This is a genomic window from Nitratireductor indicus C115, assembly GCF_000300515.1.
Lineage (GTDB): Bacteria > Pseudomonadota > Alphaproteobacteria > Rhizobiales > Rhizobiaceae > Nitratireductor > Nitratireductor indicus.
In genome coordinates this window covers 45,018-64,820 of sequence record NZ_AMSI01000007.1, presented here as the reverse complement: position 1 = coordinate 64,820, position 19,803 = coordinate 45,018, and the positions used below count along the sequence as shown (strand labels likewise).

Below are 19,803 nucleotides of genomic sequence, written 5' to 3'. Positions count from 1 at the left end.
AAGGCCGCCGTGCAACAAATTTGATGTAGCCTCTTGCTTATTGCACGATTAATGGTTCAGATATAGTCTGAATTTGGTTGGATATGGTCAACCAATAAAAGCAAGAATGCAGAGTGGAACTGGAGAGCGCCGCGTTGAAGGTCAGGGCTGTCGAATTTATCGCGCTGAGCGTCCCCCTTGGGACGGGCAAAGCTTATGGCATGTCGAAGTCGCTTGCGGCCGGGCGCCAGTCCACATTGGTCCGGCTTACGCTCGAGGACGGCACCGCCGGTTATGGCGAGGCCTGGGGCATGCCGGCGGTCAACAAGGCTTATCTGCCCTTTCTGAGCGGATACCTGGAAGGGTGCGATGTTTTCGACATCGAGCATGCGTTCGGTCGTATCCTGGCGCGGCATTATCATTTCGGCCTGCAGAACGGCATGATGCATGCCATCAGCGGCATCGACGTGGCGGCGAAGGATGCTCAGGGCAAATTGCTGGGCCTTTCCGTCGCGAGATTGCTGGGTGGCCAGCGCCTTCGGCATGTTCCGATATACGCGTCCGGCGGATACATGACGCAGACGCCTGCCGCAGACTACCGTCCCCAGATCGAGCGAATGGCCGAGGCGGGGCACAAGGCCGTCAAGATCAAGATCGGCCTCAGCCCGGCAAGCGATGAAGAACGTATGGGGATCGCGCGCGAAGTGCTGGGCGACGATGTCGAGATTCTCGCCGACATCAACACGAATTACACCTATGACATCGCGCTGGAGGCAATGGAGCGGCTGAAGCCGTTTCGGCCGGGCTGGATCGAGGAACCATTATGTCCGCAGGACCTTGACGGATATGGTCGCCTGCGTGCGCGGGCGAGCCTGCCCATCGCTGCCGGCGAGGCGCTTTATACGGTTCATGATTTCAAACGTCTCGTGGAATGCGGTGGCGCCGATATTCTGCAACCCGACCTGTCGCTCTGCGGTGGGTTCTGGCAGGGGCGCAAGATCGCCGAACTGGCGCATGCCAGCCATCTGCGGCTTTCGCCTCATGTTTGGGGCGGGGCAGTCGGCCTTGCGGCCGCGTTGCACTATATCGCTTCGCTGCCGGTTTTTCCGCATGCCGACAATATCCCCAAGCCTGTTCTGCTCGAATACGATCTGGGCGACAATCCGCTCAGGACCGAGTTGCTGAAGTCTCCGATCATCGTCGAGGGTGGTTGCATCGCCGTTCCGGAAGGGCCGGGCCTCGGCATCGAAATCGACGAGGAGGCCGTTGCCCGCTATGCCGTCGATTGAAGCAGGGGTGCCATCGGAAACGCAGCGGCCAGTCCTGTCGGTAAAGGACCTGAAAACGCATTTCCATACCGATGCCGGAGTGATCAAGGCCGTTAACGGCGTCAGCCTGAGCGTTGGCGAAGGCGAAACGCTGGCCGTGGTGGGGGAATCCGGTTCGGGAAAGTCCGTAACGGGACTAACGGTGATGCGGCTTCTGGCGCGCACGAGCGCCCGGGTCGTCGGGGGCTCCATCGAATTCATCGATCGCGGCGGTGAACTGATCGATCTGCTTGCCCTTTCCGATCCCGGCATGGAGCGTATCCGGGGCAAGGATATCGCGATGATCTTTCAGGATCCGATGTCCAGCCTCAATCCGGTGTTCACGGTCTGCGACCAGATTGCCGAGCCGATCCGCATCCATCAGAAACTCGACAAGAAGCAGGCGCGCGCCAAAGCCCTGGACCTGCTCCGAAAGGTCGGCATTTCAGATCCCGAAAGCCGCATCGATGCCTATCCGCATCAGCTGTCCGGAGGCATGCGGCAGAGGGTGATGATTGCCGTCGCTCTTGCCTGCGACCCGAGGCTCCTGATCGCGGACGAACCGACAACCGCGCTGGATGTCACGATCCAGGCCCAGATCATCGACCTTCTGCGGCGGCTCCAGCAGGAGCGGCGGATGGCTATGATTTTTGTCACCCACGACCTGAAGCTGGTTGGCGAAATCGCAGATCGCGTTGCTGTCATGTATGCCAGTCAGGTCGTCGAGGAGGGACCGGTTGCGGAGGTTCTGGAGAGGCCACGCCATCCCTACACAAAGGCGTTGCTGGAGTGCATTCCAAGCGGGCGGTCGGCCGACGGCAAGCGCCATCATCTGCAGCCCATTCCCGGAACCCTTCCCAATCCGCTCGCGCCACCTCCCGGTTGCAGGTTCAGTCCGCGGTGCGGGTTTGCTGCGCAGGACTGCCGCGAAGTCGAACCGGTTCTGGAAGACGCTGCGCCGGGACATGTCACCAGATGCCTGCGCTGGAAGGAGATTGCGCTGTGACCACACATGCACTCCTGAAGCCGTCGGATTCCTCCAAGCCGGCACAGCCTCTCGTTCAAGCGCGCGCGGTATCGAAATATTTCGATCTCGGCGGTGGCTTCCTTTCAGGTTCCAAGCCTCTCTTGAGGGCGGTCGAGGGGGTCGATCTCGACATTGCGGCAGGTGAGGTGCTCGGGGTTGTCGGAGAGTCCGGGTCGGGAAAGTCCACGCTCGGACGCCTCATGCTGCGGCTGCTCGAAGCCTCTCGGGGTTCGGTTTCCTTCGACGGAAAGGAACTGGGCACGCTTGCTCCCTCGGAAATGCGCCGCTTCCGGCGGCATATGCAGATGGTCTTTCAGGACCCGTTTGCCAGCCTGAACGCGCGAATGACCATCGGGGAGGCGCTGATCGAACCGATCGCCCTGCACCGGGGACTGAAGGGACGGCAGGCCGAAGAGGAGGCCGCAGCCCTGCTGGAGCGGGTCGGCCTTTCGGCGGATCACCTCAAACGCTACCCGCGGATGTTTTCGGGCGGTCAGCGCCAGCGCATTGCAATCGCACGCGCATTGGCTTCGGCTCCCCGTTTCATCGTCGCGGACGAACCCGTCTCGGCCCTGGACGTTTCCGTTCAGGCGGAGGTCATCAATCTTCTGCAGCGGCTTCAGGAACAACTCGGCCTGACACTGATGTTCATCAGCCATGACCTGTCCGTCGTGGAGGTGATAACCGACCGGGTGATGGTTCTCTATCTGGGGCGCGTCATGGAGCTGGCGCCGACGGAGAGTTTGTATTCGCATCCGGCACATCCTTACACGGCTGCTCTCCTGCAGGCCGCGCCCGGTGTTGTCACGGCCAGGAAGCATGTTCTCAAGGGAGAAATCCCAAGCCCGGCCAATCCGCCCTCAGGCTGTGTTTTCAGAACACGCTGCCCCTTTGCCATAGACGATTGCGCGCAAACCGTTCCCACGCTGCGCGAGATCGCTCCCAATCATCTCAAGGCCTGTATCCGCGATGACCTCCAGCTTTAGCCAATTCGATAGAAGCAAGCCTGTTCTCGTCATTGGCGGACGCGGCTTCGTGGGGTCGCATATCGTTCGCTGTCTGCTGGGCGCGGGTATGAAGGTGCATGTTTTCGGTCCCAGGATGGATGTCGACCTTCTGGGTGACCTGGCCGGCCGCTTCGATGAAAGCGTGGGGTCGGTGCTGGATCAGGACGAGCTTCGCGCAGCCATCGCAAAGGGCGGATGTGGCGCTGTCGTCACCAATGCTGCCTATGCCTCCGGTGCGCAGGGGTTGATGCGCAGTGGCGATGCGGATGCCGCCCGGGCTATGGAAGTCAATGTCGAGGGGTTCCGCAGGACGCTCGAGGCGGCGTATCTCGAAGGCGTGGAACACGTCATCTGGTCGGACTCGACCGTCGTCTACGGGCCGGCTGCTCTTTATGGCGCCAGGCGTGTCGATGAAAGCGATGAGCGGCGCCCCACCACATTCTATGGGCTGACCAAGGTTCTGGGCGAGGACCTGGCCCAGTATTACAGGGACCGCCACGGCATGAACGTCGTGGGATTGCGGATGGCTCTCCTTCTGGGCGGCGACCTCTGGTACCGGGGCGCGGCCAGTGCGATCAGCGGTGTCATCAGCCAAGCGCGACCGGGCCATGCCCACAGCGTTCAGTTCCATGATGAGCGCATCGATCTGATGCATGTGGCGGATATCGCGCGCAGCACATTGCTGGCGCTCGAAAGCCCAGGACCGCTTGCCGCCCACTACAATGTCAACGGTTTCACCGCCTCGATGAGCGAGATCGTGGCGGCCGTGAAGGCTGCCGTGCCTGGCTATGACGTCGTGCACGATATCATCGAAAGCCCTCTCACCTTTCCGCTCATCTCGGATGCGGCTTTTCGCAGGGATACGGGCTACGCACCGCAATATGACCTCAATGCCGTTATCCGCGAACTGACAGGAGAAGCACGGCCATGATCGAAGCAAAGCTCGACAGTCTTGGGATCAAGCTGCCCGAGGCAGCATCCCCATCCTTCAATTACGTGCCGGTGACACTGCATAACGGGGTCGCCTATGTCAGCGGCCAAATGCCGAAGATCGATGGCGAGGTTCGTGTGTTCGGCAAGGCCGGTGCCGAGGTGGATCTGGATACGGCAAGGGAGCAGGCGCGTATCTGCACCTTGCAGGGGGTGGCCTGTCTCAAGGCCGCACTCGGCTCGCTCGACAGGGTCGAGCGTGTCCTCAAGGTGAACGGCTATGTGGCTTCAGCGCCAGGATTCAACGCGCAACCGCGTGTGCTGGATGCTGCCTCGGAATTACTTGTGGAGATTTTCGGCGAGATCGGCCGGCACGCCCGTGCGGCCGTCGGCGTGGCGGAGCTGCCGCGAAATGCCGTGGTCGAGGTCGAGATGACGGTCGCTTACCGCGACTGACCGCCGCTTCGCATCGACGGGCTTGTCCGTTTGCCGGAGCGGGAGGGCTGCTCCGGAACGGGAGAATTCAATGACGCAACGAAAAAGGGGAATAACAATGTCATTACTGAACATGTTCAACCCGGGGAAGGGGCTTCGGGCCGGACTGGTGGGAGCGATCCTGCTGGGTACGGCGGCCGGCATTTCCCCGGCCAGCGCCCAGACGGAGCCGCTCTACGGTCCGGTTGCCGAAAACCCGACAGCGGGCGGGAGGCTGAATATGGGCCTGCTCGTCGAGCCGCCGGGTCTCGACCCGTTTCATCAGGCGGCAGATGCCCGTATCCGTGTGACCGTGCTCATGTATCAGGGGCTGTTCTACGAAGGCCCCAAAGGCGAGGCGATCCCGCTTCTGGCGGAGAGCTATACGGTTTCCGACGATGGATTGACCTATACGATCAAGCTTCGCCAGGGAGTGACCTTCCACACCGGTGCCCCGATGACGGCGAAGGACGTGGCTTATAGCTACAACTATATTCGCAATGCTGAGAACGGTTCGCCCGGTGCGGGGGACTTCGCGACGATCAGCGACATCTCCGCCGTCGACGATTTCACCGTTGAATTCAAGCTCAACAAGCCGAACGCTTCATTGCCCATGACCTTGGGCAACAAGTATGGCGCCGTCATCCCCGATGGCTATTTCGACGATGAGAGCGCCAAGAACCGCATGAACGCGCAGAGCGTGGGGACCGGGCCATTCATGCTGGCCGAGTTCGCGCCGAATTCGCACATCGTCCTCGACAAGAATCCAGACTATTGGGAGAAGGGCATGCCCTATCTCGACGGGGTCGATTTCGCGATCCTGCCCAACAGCGCCTCCATGCTTGTCGCCTTGCGCAATCAGCGTGTGGATCTGGTCGCGCTCAGCCGCCCGCAAGATGTTCAGCAGGTGCAGGGTGTCGAGGGGCTTGAGATCGAAAGGTGGCCGTCGCTGGGCCAGGCTTCCATCGATCTCGGTACGGAAACCAAGCCGCTCGACAATGTTCTGGTTCGGCAGGCGATTTCGCTTGCCATCGACAAGGACGAGATCATGAAGGCGTCTATCGGCGATCTCGGTACCGTTCTCGGGACCGTGCCGGCAGCTCTTCAGGAGCAGTGGGGATTGCCGCTTGCCGATCTGCCGATGAAAGGGCCGAAGCCCGAAGAAGCCAAGGCGCTTCTCAAGCAGGCCGGCATGGAGGATGGTTTCACCCTCTCGCTCACCACCATCAATGGCTATGACTGGATGGATGCGGCTGCCGTCACGTTGAAGGAACAGCTTTCGCGCGTTGGCATCACCCTCAATATCGAGCGTGTGGATCTCGGCGTCTGGATCAACAATTTCAGGTCCAGCAAGATGGGGTTCACCTTCAATGACTGGGCGACGCAGCCCGATCCGAACCTGCTGTTTTATCGTCATTTCCACTCGAAGCCGGAAGGCGCAGATTTCCGCAACTGGCAAAATGCGGAAGCCAGCGCGTTGCTGGACGAGGGACGGGCGACGTCGGATTCCGCCGCGCGCCGCAAGATCTACAACGACTTCCAGACGATCCTTGCGGAGACTGTTCCTACGATCATGCTGTTTTCGCCCGATCACATCACCGTGCGCAATCAGAAGGTGATGAACTACGTGCAGCATCCGACAGGATGGTATTACGGGCTTGCCCGCACCTATCTCGCGCAATGATTTTCTGCGCTGCCGGGTCACGGCCCGGCAGCGCCCGAATTTTCATGCGGGAGGCAGGCTCCCGCGTCTTTCGGCGTAACGGACAATCCTTATGGGCTTCTATCTTCTCAAGCGCTTGCTGGCTTCGATCCTGACAGCGCTTCTCGCATCGGTTCTCGTCTTTCTGCTCGTACGCCTCGTGCCGGGTGACGTTGTCTCGCAGATGATGGGGCAGGCCGGTGGAGAAACCGCCGAAACCGCAATGCGGCAGTTCTTCGGGCTCGATCAGCCGATCTATGTGCAATATGCCGAATGGCTGATGCGGGTTCTGCAAGGCGATCTCGGCACAAGCTGGACGCGGGGCATTCCTGTCACACAGCTGCTTTTCCAGGCGTTCTTCGTCACATTGGAGATCGGGCTGCTCACGCTTCTGATTGCGACGCTGGTGGGCATACCCCTTGGGATCGTCGCTGCAATCTACGAGGGCAAGCCGCTGGACAATCTGATCCAGGGCTTCAACATACTGGGCCTGTCGGCACCCGTTTTCTGGGTGGGGCTCATGCTTCTGGTCGGCATTTCGGCGACCGTTTCCTGGTCGCCGCCCCTGCGTTACATGCCGCCGACACGGTCGCTGTCCGACAATCTCGAAATTCTGCTCCTGCCCATATTGAGCCTCGGCCTGCTGCAAGCCGCCGCTTACAGCCAGTTCGTCCGGCAGAATGTCCTGTCCGCTCTTCATCAGGAATATGTCCGCACCGCCATCGCCAAGGGCGTTCCGGTAAGGCTCATCTTCTTCAAGCACATTCTGCGCAACGTGCTGATCCCGATTGTCACCTTCATGGGGTTGATACTGGTCCAGATCCTCGGCGGCGTGGTGATCGTTGAATCGCTGTTCGCACTGCCCGGGCTGGGGCGGTTGCTGCTCACGGCCATCGAGACCCGCGATTATCCGATCGTTCAGGGCGCACTGCTGATCGTCGTGGCCGCAGCCATGGTGGTCAACTTGCTGGTGGATCTCACCTATCGCCTTATCGATCCTCGCGTACGCGTTTCCTAGGTTGCGGAAAACAATGTCTCAGTCTGTCAATTCCACTGTTTCGCCGTCCCTGGTCCAGCGCGCGCGCCGCATTGCGAGCCGGGAACCGGGACTGGCGCTCGGTCTCCTGATCCTGACGATCATTCTGGTCGTTGCGCTCTTCCCCTCGCTTTTTGCCACGCATTCGCCATTCAATATCGACGTCAACGCGGCCATGCAGCCGCCGTCGGCGGAGCATTGGTTCGGAACGGATGATGTGGGGCGCGATGTCTATTCGCGCATCGTCTATGGTGCCCGCATCACCCTGTCGATCTGTGCCGGATCTCTTTTTCTCTCCGCGCTGATCGGTGGTTCTCTGGGGCTTGTTTCTGGATATTTCGGCGGCCTCGCCGACCAGTTGCTCGGACGGCTTATCGATGTGCTTCTGAGCTTTCCGCCGATCATTCTTGGTGTGATCATCACCGGTATTCTGGGGCCGCAGACCGTCAATCTCATCCTGGCCTTGTCAATGGTCTATATGCCGGTCTTCTTCCGGATCGCCCGCGCCGGTGCAATGAGCGAGACCGGCAAGACTTATGTGGAAGCGGCCCGTTCCATGGGCATCACCGAAGCGACGATCCTGCGCAAGCATGTGACGCGCAACGTCATGCCTCTCATCTTCACCCAGTACATGATCCTGTTTCCGCTGATCCTGCAGATTCAGTCGGCACTCGGTTTTCTGGGGCTGGGTGTGCAGCCGCCGGCACCGGATTGGGGCGCGATCCTGGAGCAGGGCAAGGATTTCATCCTCTTCGCTCCCTGGATGTCGGTTTTTCCGGGTCTGGCGGTGCTTCTGGCTTCGCTGTCGCTCATTCTGGTCGGTCGGGCCCTGCAAAAGCGCGTCGATCAGCGATGACGGCACTGGCATTTGCGATAAAGGCGCTGACGAAAGGGTTCGCCGGCTCAATCGCCGCTGGCGTTGGAAAGGGTGCGCAGCAGATAAGCGCGGATTGCCTCGCGCGCAGCGGCCGTGTCACCGCGCTTGAGCGCCTCGACGATTTCCAGATTGTCGCGATAGGCGGTTTCGCGCACGGCCGAGACGGGAGCGGGGTGTCCGCCGGGACGTCCCCAGCCTGCGCGCCTGCGCGATGCCAGTATCTGCTCGAAGATGGATATGATGAATCGATTGCGCGAGCCGCGCGCGATAGCGATGTGGAGGCCGTATTTCGCTTCCTTGAAGTCGTTCCAGCTTTCGGCGGACCGCATTGCGATCAGGGCATCCTCCATCTGCGCGATGTGCTCTGGCCCCGCCCGCTCGATGACGAGGTCGGGAAGGTTGGGTTCAAACAGAAGACGTGCCTCGAGAAGCTCGGCAAGCGCGTATTCAGGCGTCGGGCCTTCCCCGCGACCGGCATTCTCTGCAACGAAGGTTCCGCGCCCCACATGCCGGATGATCAGGCCTTCATCGGCCAATTGGTTCAGCGTCTTGCGCACCGTGTTGCGGGCGGCATCGAACTGGGCGGAAAGCGAGCGTTCCGTCGGCAATCTGCTGCCGGCGGCAAAGGTGCCGTCCATGATCGCTGCCTTGAGGTCGCGATAGATCGTCTGCGCATCCTGTTCGGATTTCGCTCGAATGCCGGCGTTGGGCGAAACGGTTACGACGGATTCCTGAAGCATGAAAATCCACTTTTGGTCTGGATGAGGGCGGTATTGGCCGAACCCTCTCCTACACTATGTGCAAGTGTTCGACAAACATCAACACACCTTCTCGTGCTGCCATTCTCTCGAAATGGTCGGAAAAGGTCGGATTTGGTGAGTGTGCCGGCCAACTCGGCGACAAAACAAGCAACAAGGCTGCAGTCTATCTGCAGGGATATCGGAGGTTTCCATGACGGTTAAGTCAGCAAATGGTGGTACGCGGGGCGGAGATCTCCTCGTTTCATCTCTCAGGGCGCAAGGGGTGGAGCGGGTGTTCTGTGTGCCGGGCGAGAGCTATCTTCCGGTACTCGATGCATTGCATGACGCGCGTGGGGAAATCGATCTCGTGGTTTGCAGGCAGGAGGGAGGCGCCGCGAACATGGCGGATGCCTATGGCAAGCTGACCGGCCGGCCGGGTGTCTGTTTCGTCACTCGCGGGCCGGGCGCCACCAATGCATCCATCGGTGTGCATACGGCATTTCAGGATTCCACGCCGATGGTGCTTTTCGTCGGGCAGGTGGGGAGCGACATCAAGGATCGCGAAGGTTTTCAGGAAGTCGATTTCCGGGCGATGTTTTCACCGCTCGCCAAATGGGCTGCTGAAATATCTGACCCGGCGCGGATTCCTGAATATGTTCACCGTGCCTTCCAGACCGCTATGGCGGGGCGGCCGGGGCCGGTGGTTCTGGCGCTGCCGGAAGATGTCCTGAGCGGGGTCGTTGCGGGCGATGTTTCGCCAGGCCGGCCGGCTCAACTCGTACCCGCTGCACCTCTTGGCGACCGGATCGCCAGATTGCAGGAGATGGTGGAGGCCGCAGAGCGACCGCTCATGATTATCGGTGGCGGGGGCTGGTCGCAGGAAGCCGGGCGGGCAACGGAAACATTCGCCGAGCGTTTCGGCGTCGGCATCGTCGCATCGTTGCGCTGCCAGGATTACGTCTCCAACAGCCATCCCCATTATATCGGTCATCTTGCGATCGGAGCCGATCCGAAGCTCGTCAAACACCTCAAGGAAGCGGACCTTCTGATCGTGCTGGGGTCGCGCCTGGGGGAAATGACAACGGCCGGCTACACCCTTGTCCAACCACCGCAACCAAGTGTCAAAATGATCCATGTCTATCCGGATCCTGAAGAACTGGGGCGGGTCTATCAGGCTGATCTGCCGATCAATGCGGCGACGGGGGAAACGGCAAAGGTGCTCAGCCAGCTTACCCCTGGCAGGGAGAAGAAAAGCTCCTGGCTTGCCGAATGCCGTGCCGATTACGAAGCTTCACTCCAGCCGGTAGAGAGAGGGCTGAAGCTCGATCTGGCGGACGTCATCGTGAAGATGCGTTCGCGTCTGCCCGCCGATACGGTGGTGACCAATGGTGCCGGCAATTACACGGGTTGGGTACATGTTTATTGGCCTTTCGAGACCTATCGCAGTCAGCTTGCGCCGACATCGGGCGCGATGGGTTATGGGGTTCCGGCAGCCGTCGCTGCGAAACTGACCTTCCCCGAGCGCATGGTGGTCGCCTTTGCGGGCGATGGCTGCTTCCTGATGAACGGGCAGGAACTGGCAACCGCGGTGCAGTACAATGCCAAGGTTCTGTTTATCGTTGTCAACAACGGCATGTACGGAACGATCCGCATGCATCAGGAACGCGACTTCCCGCACCGGATTTCGGGAACCGATCTCGTCAATCCCGATTTCGCGGCTCTTGCCCGTGCCTATGGCCTGCATGGCGAGCAGGTGGAAACGATCGAGGATTTCGATGCGGCGCTTGAGCGGGCGCTGGCTGCCGATACCGCCGCGCTGATCGAGCTGAAGGTCGACCCCGAAGCGATTTCCGTTCGCTCAACCATCACGAAGTTGCGCGAGGCCAAGCGCTAGTTTTCGGGCTTGGAGGAATCGTGGCCCTGCCGGGTGCGGCGGGGCTACCGCGTTTTGTCGGGCGTTTTGGGATGAGTACGCCTGTCTGAGTGCGGATTGCACAAATCCTCGGTAAAACCAGGAGTGGTACGCAGTTGACATGGACAAGGGGTAGACGGGCTCGTTAAGTGGTTCTCCTCAAACGACGAAGGGGAGAAACGGATGTCGAATGCCGAAGCCGCAGTTTTGCCCGGGCAGCGCCCCTGGATTGCAGAGCGGCTGGGGATCACGGGCAGACGTGTAGATGCCGAACGGGGTCAGGCGATTGTCCGGCTGATCATCGTGCCGTTGTTCGGTGTCTACATCGTTTCCGTGCTGGCGTTCGACGGGCTCAACACATTGGGTGATTGGCTGGCCGTTTCCGCAGTTCTTGCATATATCCCCATTTCGTTCCTGTTGTTCTGGCACATCGTGCGCCGGCCCGGACATTTCGTCTGGCGCCGCATGTTCGCGATGTGCGGCGATTACGGTGCAATGACACTGGCCATGGCGGCGGGCGGCATGGGCATGCTGCCGATCTACGCCACCCTGCTGTGGGTGACGGTCGGCAATGGAATGCGTTTCGGGTCACGCTATCTGCTGGCGGCGACCGGTATGGCGCTTGCTGCGATTGCCATTTCCACAATGTTCAATGCGCAGTGGCGGGCCGAACCGTATGTGGTTATTACCCTGGTGCTGACCACACTGATCGTTCCGGGCTATATCGACAGCCTTCAGCGCGCCCTGCGTGGGGCATTGGACGAAGCGCGCGAGGCGAGCCTTGCCAAGTCCAATTTCCTCGCGCAGGCGAGCCACGACCTGCGCCAACCCATCCATGCGATCAGCCTGTTCACGGCCTGCCTGCGCGATGCGGGCCTCGGGCGGGAGGAACGCCAGATGGTCGAGAATATCGATCGTTCGCTGCAAAGCGTGGCTGGATTGTTCCGCTCGCTTCTCGACATCGCGACACTGGATAGCGGCAAAGTGGAGCCGAAGCTTGCGCCGGTGCGCGTTGGAAACGTGATCGGTGATGTGGTGCACCAATATTCCGAGATGGCGCAATGGGCTGATGTCGAACTGCGCGCGGTTCCGTGCAATCTCGTTGTACGCACGGACCCGGCGCTGCTTTCGACCATGCTGCAGAATATCGTCAGCAATGCGCTCAAATACGCGCCCGATGCGCCCATCCTGATCGGTTGTCGCAGGCGAAAGGGAACGGTTTCCATCGAGATACACGACCGGGGGCCGGGTATCGCGGAAGAGCATCTCGATCAGTTGTTCGATGAATTCTACCAGGTGCGCGAACGTGGTGACCGTGACATCGAAGGGGTCGGTCTCGGCCTGTCGATTGTCCGGCGGGTCGGCGGGTTGATGGGACTGGACGTTGAGCTTCGTTCGGTGCCGGGAAGCGGGACCTCAGTTGTCATCTCCGGTCTGGAACCATGCCGGGAAGCGGTTCGGCCTATCGTGCCTGCGGCAACCAGCGCGCCTTCGGCAATCGCTGGGCTTCATGTGCTTCTGGTGGAGGATGATGAGGACGTCCTGCTTGCAACAGCCCTGTTGCTGCGCAAGTGGGGGTGCCAGGTTCAGGTCGAAACAGGCATTCCCAAAATTGCCTCGGAGTGGGATGTGATGATCACCGACTACGATTTGGGCGGTCGAAAAACGGGGGCCGATTGCATCATGGCGGTTCGCGAACTGGTTGGACGTCAAATTCCGGCGATCATCGTGACCGGTCATGACGAAACGCGGGTGCAAAGGGATCTGGGAGACGATTCCGTACCGATATTGGCAAAGCCCGTCAGGCCGGCGGAGTTACGTTCCGTCCTTACCACAAAGGCGGTTGCGGCGCATCAATGACCCAGGCCGCAGGCTGTCGCCTTGGCGGCCGCGCCGGCACGGGTGGTAACGCCGAGGGCCTTGAGCACCGCCGAGACATGGACCCGCACGGTGAACGGGGAGATATCGAGTTCCAGCCCGATCTCCTTATTGCTCAGTCCGCGAGAGAGCAGACGCAGCACATCGACCTGACGAAGCGTGAGGCCGGCAAGCGATTCGTCCGCTTCGCTTACAGGCAGGCCGGACGCTTCCAGCTGGAGAACCGCATCGCCGTTGCGTACGGCAGCGACCGCCGCGACGATTTCGTGCGGCGGCAGGCTCTTGCAGATGAAGCCATCGGCTCCCGCGCCCATGATACGGCGCGCGACGTCCGGGTCGTCGATCATCGACACGACGATGATGGACGCGCGGCTGAAGCGCCGGCGCAATTCGGGAAGGTGTGCCTCAAGGCTCCCCGCCGAAAAGAGCAGATCGAGAATGAAGGTGCTCGGTGTCGATCCGTTCCCGGCAAGGGAAAGAGCTTCATCCACCGTCGCCGCCTGCTCAATGACTGCCTCGGGCTCATGACGCTGGATCAGACGCGCCAGACCGTCCCGAAATACCGGGTGATCGTCTGCTATGATGATGCGGTCCTGGCGCAATTCGAGGCACCTATTGTGAGTACTATCAGGATGATGGTCGTTCCATAGCATCGCAAGCTATAGGGAGCCATATAGTGCGAATGCACTAGTGAAGAGTGTATTTTTCGAGAAATCGGGCTCAACCTTAGTGCATTTGTCCGACTGGACCGCCGTATCGCTTCAACGATAAGCCTTTTCTACAACTACACGCCCGTAACCTTGCGCGATGTTTATCGCTCAGGGGAAAGCCCGATGAATGCCGGATAAGGAAAATCGCGATGATCTGGTGGGTAACCGGCGTCCTTTTTATCGGCATTCCCGTGGTGGCGGGCCTCATGATCGGCAGGCTCATGCCTGCGCGCAGAGCCATCAAATGCGTTGCGGTGCTGACAGGCATTCTGCTTCTCGGTGCTGTCTGGATGTATTTCGAAAATGTGGATGCGCGGGACGGCCCGATGTTCACCGTGGTCGTCTATCTGATGTACCTCGCCCTGCCTGTGTTCAGCCTGCTCGCGGTCGGCGCGCTTGGCGGGCACGGTCTGCGGCGCAGAACCCTGAGACGGCAGGCGTGAAGAGCCGGAATGGCCTGGTCTTCACCGACCGGGCGGAACTGCGAGACGTGACGAGGAAAGCAGCATGAATTGGAAACAGCTTATTCGCATTGCACTTGCGTGCAGCATGTTGGCGAGCGGCACGGCTTTTGCGGAAGATGTGGAGGGCTCTTCCGATCATCCGCTTTTCGGCCGTTTTCCATCGGCGACGATCAGAGCCTATCAGGTGAAGGATTTCGATGAGGCAATTCTGCCTGCCGGCCGGATCGACAATGGAGATGCGCCTGAAAACCTCCTCGAGCTCGAGGGCAAGGTGACGCGCATCGGCTATCGCATTCCGGGGGATCATTCGGTTCTGGAGGTGATGCGCAATTATGAGGCGGCCCTTACACAAGCCGGTTTCGAGACCGTTTTTGCCTGTGAAAGTCATGAGGAGTGCGGCATTGACATGATGGCGTTTATCGCCAATGCAGGCCGCGTGCGTCCGACCGCCTTTGGCGACGCTTTTTTCGGCGAGACCGCTGAGCGTGCGCTGCTGGCGCAACGCGAGGATCCCAATGGCTCGGTGCACATTTTCCTCCATGCGGTTGAAGACACGTCAACGAAACGGACTGTGCTCTATCAGCAGGTGGTGGAGACGGCGGCACTTGCCACGGATCAGGTGAAGGTGCTGAAGGCCGGCGAACTCAAGCAATCCCTCGATCGGCAGGGGCATGTGACGGTTTCAGGCGTCTATTTCGATACCGGAAAAGCTGAGCTTCGTCCGGAGTCCGACGACGCGCTCGGCCAGATGGCGCAACTGCTCCAGGCCGAACCGGCGTTGAAGGTTTATGTCGTCGGGCACACCGACAATGTCGGAGCGCTGGCTGCCAATATGGCTCTTTCGGAAGCAAGGGCTGCAGCCGTCGCGGAACGGCTCGCCACAGCCTACGGTATCGATCAGGCGCGTTTGTCGCCACGGGGCGTGGCGTCTCTTGCCCCGGTCTCAAGCAATGAGGACGAGGCTGGTCGTGGGCGCAATCGCCGGGTTGAACTCGTCGTTCAGTAAGTTCTCGGCGTTTCTCAGGGTGCGCCTGCCACGGCTTTTTGTCCCTTTTTCTTGAGGATAACGGGTGTCGCCTAGTGCATCTGTCGTATTGGAGCGGCGGGTCCCCGCAAATACTATCTGCAGCGCTTATGTTCGGAAGCAGCAGCCTCGGCCGTCCGCTGTTTCATGGAACGTTTTACTCGGCTGGCAGGGACGGTGTGTATGAATTCTGTGTGGATCAGATGGCCGATCAGCGTTGTCTTCGGCATCCTGTCCGGACGTCTGGGCTTTGGAATTGTCGGCCCCTTTGTACTGCCGCTTATGGGTGAGGATCCCCAGTGGACTGCGGACATGCCGGGTGGGTATCAGGGCATGTTGGTTCTGGCCGTCATCGTGCAGCTCCTGCTGGCCATCGTCATCGCCGTATTTCTAGCACGGATCGAAAACATCAAGCGCTTGATTGGGTGGGGATGCATCGTTCTCGGTACGATACTGCTGCTCAACGTGCTCTCCACAGCCCTCTTCTCAGGTCTTTCGCTGCAGGATCTTGTGGAGGCGGATACGCGCGCCAAAAATGATGCGGCGACGGCTTTCTGGTTCTGGGTGATCGCCATGGCAATGCCCTTTGTCGGGAGCGGCCTGATTCTCTATGTCGTCGGCATTCTCTTCCTGCGCAGCGGGCGCAAGGCCCAACCGTGAGCTCTGCCTGATGGTGGCCGCTTCGGGAACACCCAGATCTCGAATTCGATTAGGAAAACTTCGATGAAACGACAGTTGACCCTAGCGACCGCATTGGTCGTCCTCATGGTTGGTGCCGGCCCCGGCAGCGCCCAAAACACCGTAGACCTTCAGGCCTATGCGGGCAGATATCCCTGGGATCAGGTCGAAGGTGTGTCGTTTCTCGATAACCCGGCTGTCAAATCCGCTGTTGCCGGTGCTCTTATCGACCCCGATCTGAGGCAGAGGCTTCTGGCCGATACGGGTAGCGGCAATGCCATATCCATTCCGGTGATTGCGGTCGGAGATTACCTCTATATGCGCGCGTTCGAAGCGGCGAGCGGGGGCGACGTGAGCTGGGGGCTGCTCGTTTCAAGGGATGGAAGCGATGCGGTCGCATGTTTCTCGGGTTTCGGCGAGGGCGGCGCGAAAACGGGGGGCAATGCGCAATCGTCCGTCCGTTCCTTCTGGTATGCCGATGGGGACATTTTCCTCACCCGCAGGTCCACTTGCCCCGGAAACGAAGATATTCAGGATGAGGTGCAATACCGGGTTTTGCCTGCGCTGGCGACGCTGCGCGGAGAGCCGCAATATGAATGGTGCTTCGGGGTCCTGAACACGGGTTCTGGTATGGCCGGTTCAGCGATAACTGGAGATGGAGCCTGCTTTATTCCTGCAGACAGCGATGCTCAGAGGCTGGTTACGCACACCTGCGGGGAAGGGAAGATCTGCCTCGTGGAGGCGTTGGTCTCGGTCGATGGCGATGACGGACAAAAGCTGATCCGCGAGGTGCTTTCGGTCAACCAGGCGATAGAGCAGGCAGCGCCTGTCGGCTCTTATCTCGAACAGGCCGGCAGCTTTGCCGACGGTATCTATGCCAACGGGAAAATCGGCTGTGATGCAGCGAATGGCGCAGCGCATGAACAGGTATCCATTCACCTGTCGAGAAAGGCGCGTCCGGCCGTCCAGCTGGGCGAACGTTATTGCGCTGTCATCGATGCTGCGGGAGATGCACCCAACCCTGAGGGGTTTCAAACCACGTTGCAGATCCGGTGCGGCAGTTCGCCGGACGAAGATGCAGCGCTGCGCGGCGGGGCTGCCGGCAAGGCCGATATCGTCGTGCTGAATGTGTCCAGCGCCCGCGAGATTTCGCTGCAGGACAGTTCGCTGCTGCGCTGCCCGATCCGCCAATCTTCCGCGCCGGAATGGTGGCTGAGCGAACCGCCGGCCAATGTCCGGGCGATACAGTTCTAAGCTGCAACGCGACCTGAAAAGAACCTGGAGTTCCCATGAAGCCTGCCGATTACTGGCCTGCATTGCGGGCGCCGTTGCTTGCCCTCGTTTTGGGTGTGGCGCCATTCTGGATATTTTTCGGAACCGGTAACAGCTTGACCGTGGATGGTGAGCTTGTCCGCCAGTCCAATTTCAATATTGCCGGTCTTGTACTGGGAATTGCGGGCGCGGTGATCGCGTTTCGTGCTCTGCGAGAAGGTGGGCTCCTGGTCCGCTTGCTGTTGGCGGGCATCGCACTGGCCGTATCGGTTTTTCAGATCGCGTGGTCTGTTGAACTCGTGACGCGCGATCATGTGCGCCAGGTAGTCGGCTACCCGATGCCTGAGGAACCCGAATACAATGGTCCCGACCTCGTCTTGCAGCACAATATGCGGCTTTTCGCTCATCAGAACGATGAAGCGAAAGTCCGTGAAAGGTTGATCGAGGATTATGGTTTGCTGCTGGCGCGCTTTGCGAGCCACAAGGATTATGCCGATGCATGCCATGGCGGAACGCTGCGGATCGATGAAGACACGATGCAGCTTCCTGACTTTCTCGAAGCGGAAGTTCGGTCGGAAATCGATGCGCGGGCGCAGAAACTTCTTGAGAAGTGGGGCCCGATGCCCTGCGGCACAAAGAACAGCCTGTCTGCGATGAAGAAGGTGCCGGAAGCGATCCTGAAACAGCGGGACGTTCTGCCGGTGCTTGCTTCTGCCTATCGTCGACGTTTTGTCGAGCCTGGAACTTCAGAGAACGCCTCTCGACCGTTCGAAGGCGATCCGATTCTCAAGGAAGCTGAAGAGGGCAATCCTACAGCGCAGGCCTATCTCGGCGATTATTTTTATCGCGGCGAGATCGTGAAGCAGGATTTCGAACAGGCAGCGCTCTGGTACATGGCGCTGGTTGAAAATACGCCGAAGGATACAAATGATCCGGACTCACTGATGCTTCTCCGTGGGGCAGGGGCGGCTCTCGGCTCGATGTATCAGGAGGGGCGCGGGGTTGCCCGCGACGCGGAGCAGGCCGTCAAGTGGTACACGATGGCTGCTGAGGCGGGAAGCGTGCGAGCCGCCTATAATCTCGGTGCAGTTTATGAGCAGGGGTTGGGCGTTGCCTCGAACGATGCTTTGGCCGCCGAATGGTATGCCAAGGCAGCAGAGAGCTGGGACCCGTATGCGGCTTTCAAGCTTGCCATGATGTATCGAGAAGGCCGTGGTGTGAAACGCGATGAGAAGCGCGCCCGCGAATTGTTGATCATTGCCGGGAAGAATGGCGATGCGGGCATTGCCGCATTGCTTCTCGAGCCGGCAATGGCAGGCGACGCCGACGCCCAGTTCGCCCTCGGCACCATACTTTATGGCAAGACGGCCGGGGTTCAGGATCAGGTCAAGGCGATTGAGTGGTTCCACAAGGCTGCGGAGCAGGGGCAAGCCAACGCGCAATACAAGATCGGTGAGTTGTTCGCATATGGCAGTGCGGGGCAGAAAGATCCGGTCCGGGCCGCCAAATGGATACTTATGGCGGCGGAGCGAGGGCTGTCCGCGGCGCAGGTTCACATCGGAGTGATGTATCAGCATGGCGATGGGGTGCCGAAGGACGAGAAACAGGCGTTCGAGTGGCAGAGCAAGGCGGCTGCGCAGGACGATAAGCAGGGGGCGCTCAATCTCGGCATTCTTTATGCCAACGGTATCGGCGTCGAAGAGGATCTAGGCAAAGCGGAAGAATGGCTGCGCAAAGCGCATGCGCTTGGTCACACTTCGGCGGACAAGATGCTGCGCGAGCTCGCGGAGATGAAGCAAAAGAATGCCGACGCCCGTTGAACGGCTGTTTGCTTTCCTGGGGCGCCGTGCCGGTGATGCGGCGCTGCAGGACGGCTTCAATGTGCGGCTGACGCCGCAGACGCTGCAGCAGGTCTTCGACTATGCGATCCTTTTCAACACCGTCGGGCGGGGCGCTTCGAGATTGGGCGGGGCGCCTGGCCCGGCAGAAAGAATAACCTTTTCGCCGCGACCTCGACAGATCGACTTCAACAGGGCGCACGGTGCTTATCGGCGCGATGAAATCGTCGATGTGCCTGCTCATCTCCAGTGGTCGGCCCATCCGGTTTTCGCGTTTCTCGGACTTGTCGACGGGGCGTTGGAATATCGGTTCGGTACGCAAGGTGAAGCCGCATACCGGCTTTGTCCCGTTACGCGCCATCCGGAACAGATTGCACAGATCGAGCGCATGTTTCTGTTGTGGTATGAGCATCTCGGTCTTCCGGACTCCCTTGAGCCGATACCGCCTAAACCGGCGCTGGAGATCGACCGCTCCGACAAGATGGAGTTGATCCGCCATTATTTGCGTGAGGGGGATCAGGGATTTCTCTTCGATGTTCTGGGTGACCATCACGACGATGTTGTGATGTGGGTGGATTGGCGGGAATCCGATGATGACATCGTGCATATGTGCGAACGGCTCATCCGCACTGGCGACCTCAGCGCCGATTTCGTTCCGAACGAAGCCTCGGCCGATCTCTTCATTGTACATTGCGGTGTGCGGACGCGCGTTCCCTACAAGGGGGCGGATGCGGATCGCGACACGACGCTCGTAACGCTCAATGCCGTCCTGGCGCCCGGGTATGAAATCCGCATGTGCCGGGAAAGCGGGCATAGCGACACCGTCGCCTTTCTGCCGCTGAGCGCAGCGCAATGGCGCGATCTGGACATTTCCCTGCCGCGTGAAGTGGAAGAGAAATTCATGAGGCTTTCTGCGGGCACGGCGATCTTCTCGTGAACGGCATGATC

18 protein-coding genes are annotated in these 19,803 nt (G+C 60.0%); 16 read left to right on the top strand and 2 right to left on the bottom strand.

The window, feature by feature from the left end:
* The first annotated feature begins 113 nt into the window (after positions 1-113).
* From NA8A_RS11550 to NA8A_RS11515, 8 genes are all read left to right on the top strand, one after another.
* Positions 114-1,268, top strand: coding sequence for a mandelate racemase/muconate lactonizing enzyme family protein (locus NA8A_RS11550; RefSeq protein ID WP_202802940.1), 1,155 nt, complete (start codon positions 114-116; stop codon positions 1,266-1,268).
* Positions 1,255-2,292, top strand: a complete 1,038-nt coding sequence (locus NA8A_RS11545) for an ABC transporter ATP-binding protein (RefSeq protein WP_009450461.1) — start codon at positions 1,255-1,257, stop codon at positions 2,290-2,292. Before NA8A_RS11550 ends, NA8A_RS11545 begins: the two co-directional genes overlap by 14 nt.
* Positions 2,289-3,299 (top strand): ABC transporter ATP-binding protein, encoded by a 1,011-nt coding sequence (locus tag NA8A_RS11540; protein ID WP_009450460.1) that lies wholly within the window; start codon positions 2,289-2,291, stop codon positions 3,297-3,299. Before NA8A_RS11545 ends, NA8A_RS11540 begins: the two co-directional genes overlap by 4 nt.
* The gene (locus NA8A_RS11535) at positions 3,283-4,251 is read left to right on the top strand and encodes an NAD-dependent epimerase/dehydratase family protein (RefSeq protein ID WP_009450459.1); all 969 of its coding nucleotides are present in this window, start codon (positions 3,283-3,285) and stop codon (positions 4,249-4,251) included. Before NA8A_RS11540 ends, NA8A_RS11535 begins: the two co-directional genes overlap by 17 nt.
* Positions 4,248-4,706, top strand: coding sequence for a RidA family protein (locus tag NA8A_RS11530; RefSeq protein WP_009450458.1), 459 nt, complete (start codon positions 4,248-4,250; stop codon positions 4,704-4,706). The genes NA8A_RS11535 and NA8A_RS11530 overlap by 4 nt, the downstream gene beginning before the upstream one ends.
* Positions 4,707-4,803: 97 nt before the next feature.
* Positions 4,804-6,408 (top strand): ABC transporter substrate-binding protein, encoded by a 1,605-nt coding sequence (locus NA8A_RS11525; RefSeq protein ID WP_009450457.1) that lies wholly within the window; start codon positions 4,804-4,806, stop codon positions 6,406-6,408.
* Between the two features lie 91 nt (positions 6,409-6,499).
* Positions 6,500-7,444 carry an ABC transporter permease gene (locus NA8A_RS11520; protein WP_009450456.1) on the top strand — a complete coding sequence of 315 codons (945 nt, stop codon included), beginning with the start codon at positions 6,500-6,502 and terminating at the stop codon, positions 7,442-7,444.
* Between the two features lie 13 nt (positions 7,445-7,457).
* Positions 7,458-8,318: an ABC transporter permease gene (locus NA8A_RS11515; RefSeq protein ID WP_009450455.1), complete on the top strand. Its 861-nt coding sequence runs from the start codon at positions 7,458-7,460 to the stop codon at positions 8,316-8,318.
* Between the two features lie 47 nt (positions 8,319-8,365).
* Here NA8A_RS11515 and NA8A_RS11510 read toward each other — a convergent pair whose 3' ends face one another.
* Entirely contained in the window at positions 8,366-9,079 is a 714-nt protein-coding gene (locus NA8A_RS11510; protein WP_009450454.1) for a FadR/GntR family transcriptional regulator, read from the bottom strand.
* Positions 9,080-9,290: 211 nt separating this feature from the next.
* Between NA8A_RS11510 and NA8A_RS11505 the strand changes: the two genes are divergently transcribed.
* Together NA8A_RS11505 and NA8A_RS11500 are read left to right on the top strand one after the other, a co-directional pair.
* Positions 9,291-10,973, top strand: a complete 1,683-nt coding sequence (locus NA8A_RS11505) for a thiamine pyrophosphate-binding protein (protein WP_040672450.1) — start codon at positions 9,291-9,293, stop codon at positions 10,971-10,973.
* Between the two features lie 201 nt (positions 10,974-11,174).
* Positions 11,175-12,851 (top strand): hybrid sensor histidine kinase/response regulator, encoded by a 1,677-nt coding sequence (locus tag NA8A_RS11500; protein ID WP_009450452.1) that lies wholly within the window; start codon positions 11,175-11,177, stop codon positions 12,849-12,851.
* On the opposite strand, the gene NA8A_RS11495 is transcribed toward NA8A_RS11500, so the two are convergent.
* The gene (locus NA8A_RS11495) at positions 12,845-13,471 is read right to left on the bottom strand and encodes a LuxR C-terminal-related transcriptional regulator (protein ID WP_009450451.1); all 627 of its coding nucleotides are present in this window, start codon (positions 13,469-13,471) and stop codon (positions 12,845-12,847) included. The genes NA8A_RS11500 and NA8A_RS11495 overlap by 7 nt on opposite strands.
* A 257-nt stretch (positions 13,472-13,728) precedes the next feature.
* On the opposite strand from NA8A_RS11495, the gene NA8A_RS11490 reads away from it, so the two are divergent.
* The 6 genes from NA8A_RS11490 to NA8A_RS24345 all read left to right on the top strand — a co-directional run bounded on the left by NA8A_RS11490 (position 13,729) and on the right by NA8A_RS24345 (position 19,792).
* Positions 13,729-14,022, top strand: coding sequence for a hypothetical protein (locus NA8A_RS11490; protein ID WP_009450449.1), 294 nt, complete (start codon positions 13,729-13,731; stop codon positions 14,020-14,022).
* A gap of 64 nt (positions 14,023-14,086) precedes the next feature.
* On the top strand, positions 14,087-15,049 hold the full coding sequence (locus NA8A_RS11485) for an OmpA family protein (RefSeq protein ID WP_009450448.1): 963 nt from the start codon (positions 14,087-14,089) through the stop codon (positions 15,047-15,049).
* A 201-nt stretch (positions 15,050-15,250) separates the two neighbouring features.
* Positions 15,251-15,727 carry a hypothetical protein gene (locus NA8A_RS11480; RefSeq protein ID WP_009450447.1) on the top strand — a complete coding sequence of 159 codons (477 nt, stop codon included), beginning with the start codon at positions 15,251-15,253 and terminating at the stop codon, positions 15,725-15,727.
* Between the two features lie 63 nt (positions 15,728-15,790).
* Complete coding sequence (locus tag NA8A_RS11475; protein WP_009450446.1) at positions 15,791-16,999, top strand: hypothetical protein; 1,209 nt, start codon at positions 15,791-15,793, stop codon at positions 16,997-16,999.
* A gap of 35 nt (positions 17,000-17,034) precedes the next feature.
* Positions 17,035-18,837: an SEL1-like repeat protein gene (locus NA8A_RS11470; protein WP_009450445.1), complete on the top strand. Its 1,803-nt coding sequence runs from the start codon at positions 17,035-17,037 to the stop codon at positions 18,835-18,837.
* A complete protein-coding gene (locus NA8A_RS24345; protein ID WP_009450444.1) occupies positions 18,821-19,792 on the top strand; it encodes a hypothetical protein in 972 nt (323 codons plus the stop codon). The genes NA8A_RS11470 and NA8A_RS24345 overlap by 17 nt, the downstream gene beginning before the upstream one ends.
* Positions 19,793-19,803 lie beyond the last annotated feature (11 nt).

What these genes read in the sequence shown, in the direction of transcription:
- NA8A_RS11515 (WP_009450455.1), top strand. Translation starts at nt 7,458, where the DNA reads ATGTCTCAGTCTGTCAATTCCACTGTTTCGCCGTCCCTGGTCCAGCGC.
- NA8A_RS11530 (WP_009450458.1), top strand. Translation starts at nt 4,248, where the DNA reads ATGATCGAAGCAAAGCTCGACAGTCTTGGGATCAAGCTGCCCGAGGCA.
- NA8A_RS11510 (WP_009450454.1), bottom strand. Translation starts at nt 9,079, where the DNA reads ATGCTTCAGGAATCCGTCGTAACCGTTTCGCCCAACGCCGGCATTCGA.
- NA8A_RS11470 (WP_009450445.1), top strand. Translation starts at nt 17,035, where the DNA reads ATGAAGCCTGCCGATTACTGGCCTGCATTGCGGGCGCCGTTGCTTGCC.
- NA8A_RS11490 (WP_009450449.1), top strand. Translation starts at nt 13,729, where the DNA reads ATGATCTGGTGGGTAACCGGCGTCCTTTTTATCGGCATTCCCGTGGTG.
- NA8A_RS11525 (WP_009450457.1), top strand. Translation starts at nt 4,804, where the DNA reads ATGTCATTACTGAACATGTTCAACCCGGGGAAGGGGCTTCGGGCCGGA.
- NA8A_RS11480 (WP_009450447.1), top strand. Translation starts at nt 15,251, where the DNA reads ATGAATTCTGTGTGGATCAGATGGCCGATCAGCGTTGTCTTCGGCATC.
- NA8A_RS11545 (WP_009450461.1), top strand. Translation starts at nt 1,255, where the DNA reads ATGCCGTCGATTGAAGCAGGGGTGCCATCGGAAACGCAGCGGCCAGTC.
- NA8A_RS11520 (WP_009450456.1), top strand. Translation starts at nt 6,500, where the DNA reads ATGGGCTTCTATCTTCTCAAGCGCTTGCTGGCTTCGATCCTGACAGCG.
- NA8A_RS11505 (WP_040672450.1), top strand. Translation starts at nt 9,291, where the DNA reads ATGACGGTTAAGTCAGCAAATGGTGGTACGCGGGGCGGAGATCTCCTC.
- NA8A_RS11500 (WP_009450452.1), top strand. Translation starts at nt 11,175, where the DNA reads ATGTCGAATGCCGAAGCCGCAGTTTTGCCCGGGCAGCGCCCCTGGATT.
- NA8A_RS24345 (WP_009450444.1), top strand. Translation starts at nt 18,821, where the DNA reads ATGCCGACGCCCGTTGAACGGCTGTTTGCTTTCCTGGGGCGCCGTGCC.
- NA8A_RS11535 (WP_009450459.1), top strand. Translation starts at nt 3,283, where the DNA reads ATGACCTCCAGCTTTAGCCAATTCGATAGAAGCAAGCCTGTTCTCGTC.
- NA8A_RS11485 (WP_009450448.1), top strand. Translation starts at nt 14,087, where the DNA reads ATGAATTGGAAACAGCTTATTCGCATTGCACTTGCGTGCAGCATGTTG.
- NA8A_RS11475 (WP_009450446.1), top strand. Translation starts at nt 15,791, where the DNA reads ATGAAACGACAGTTGACCCTAGCGACCGCATTGGTCGTCCTCATGGTT.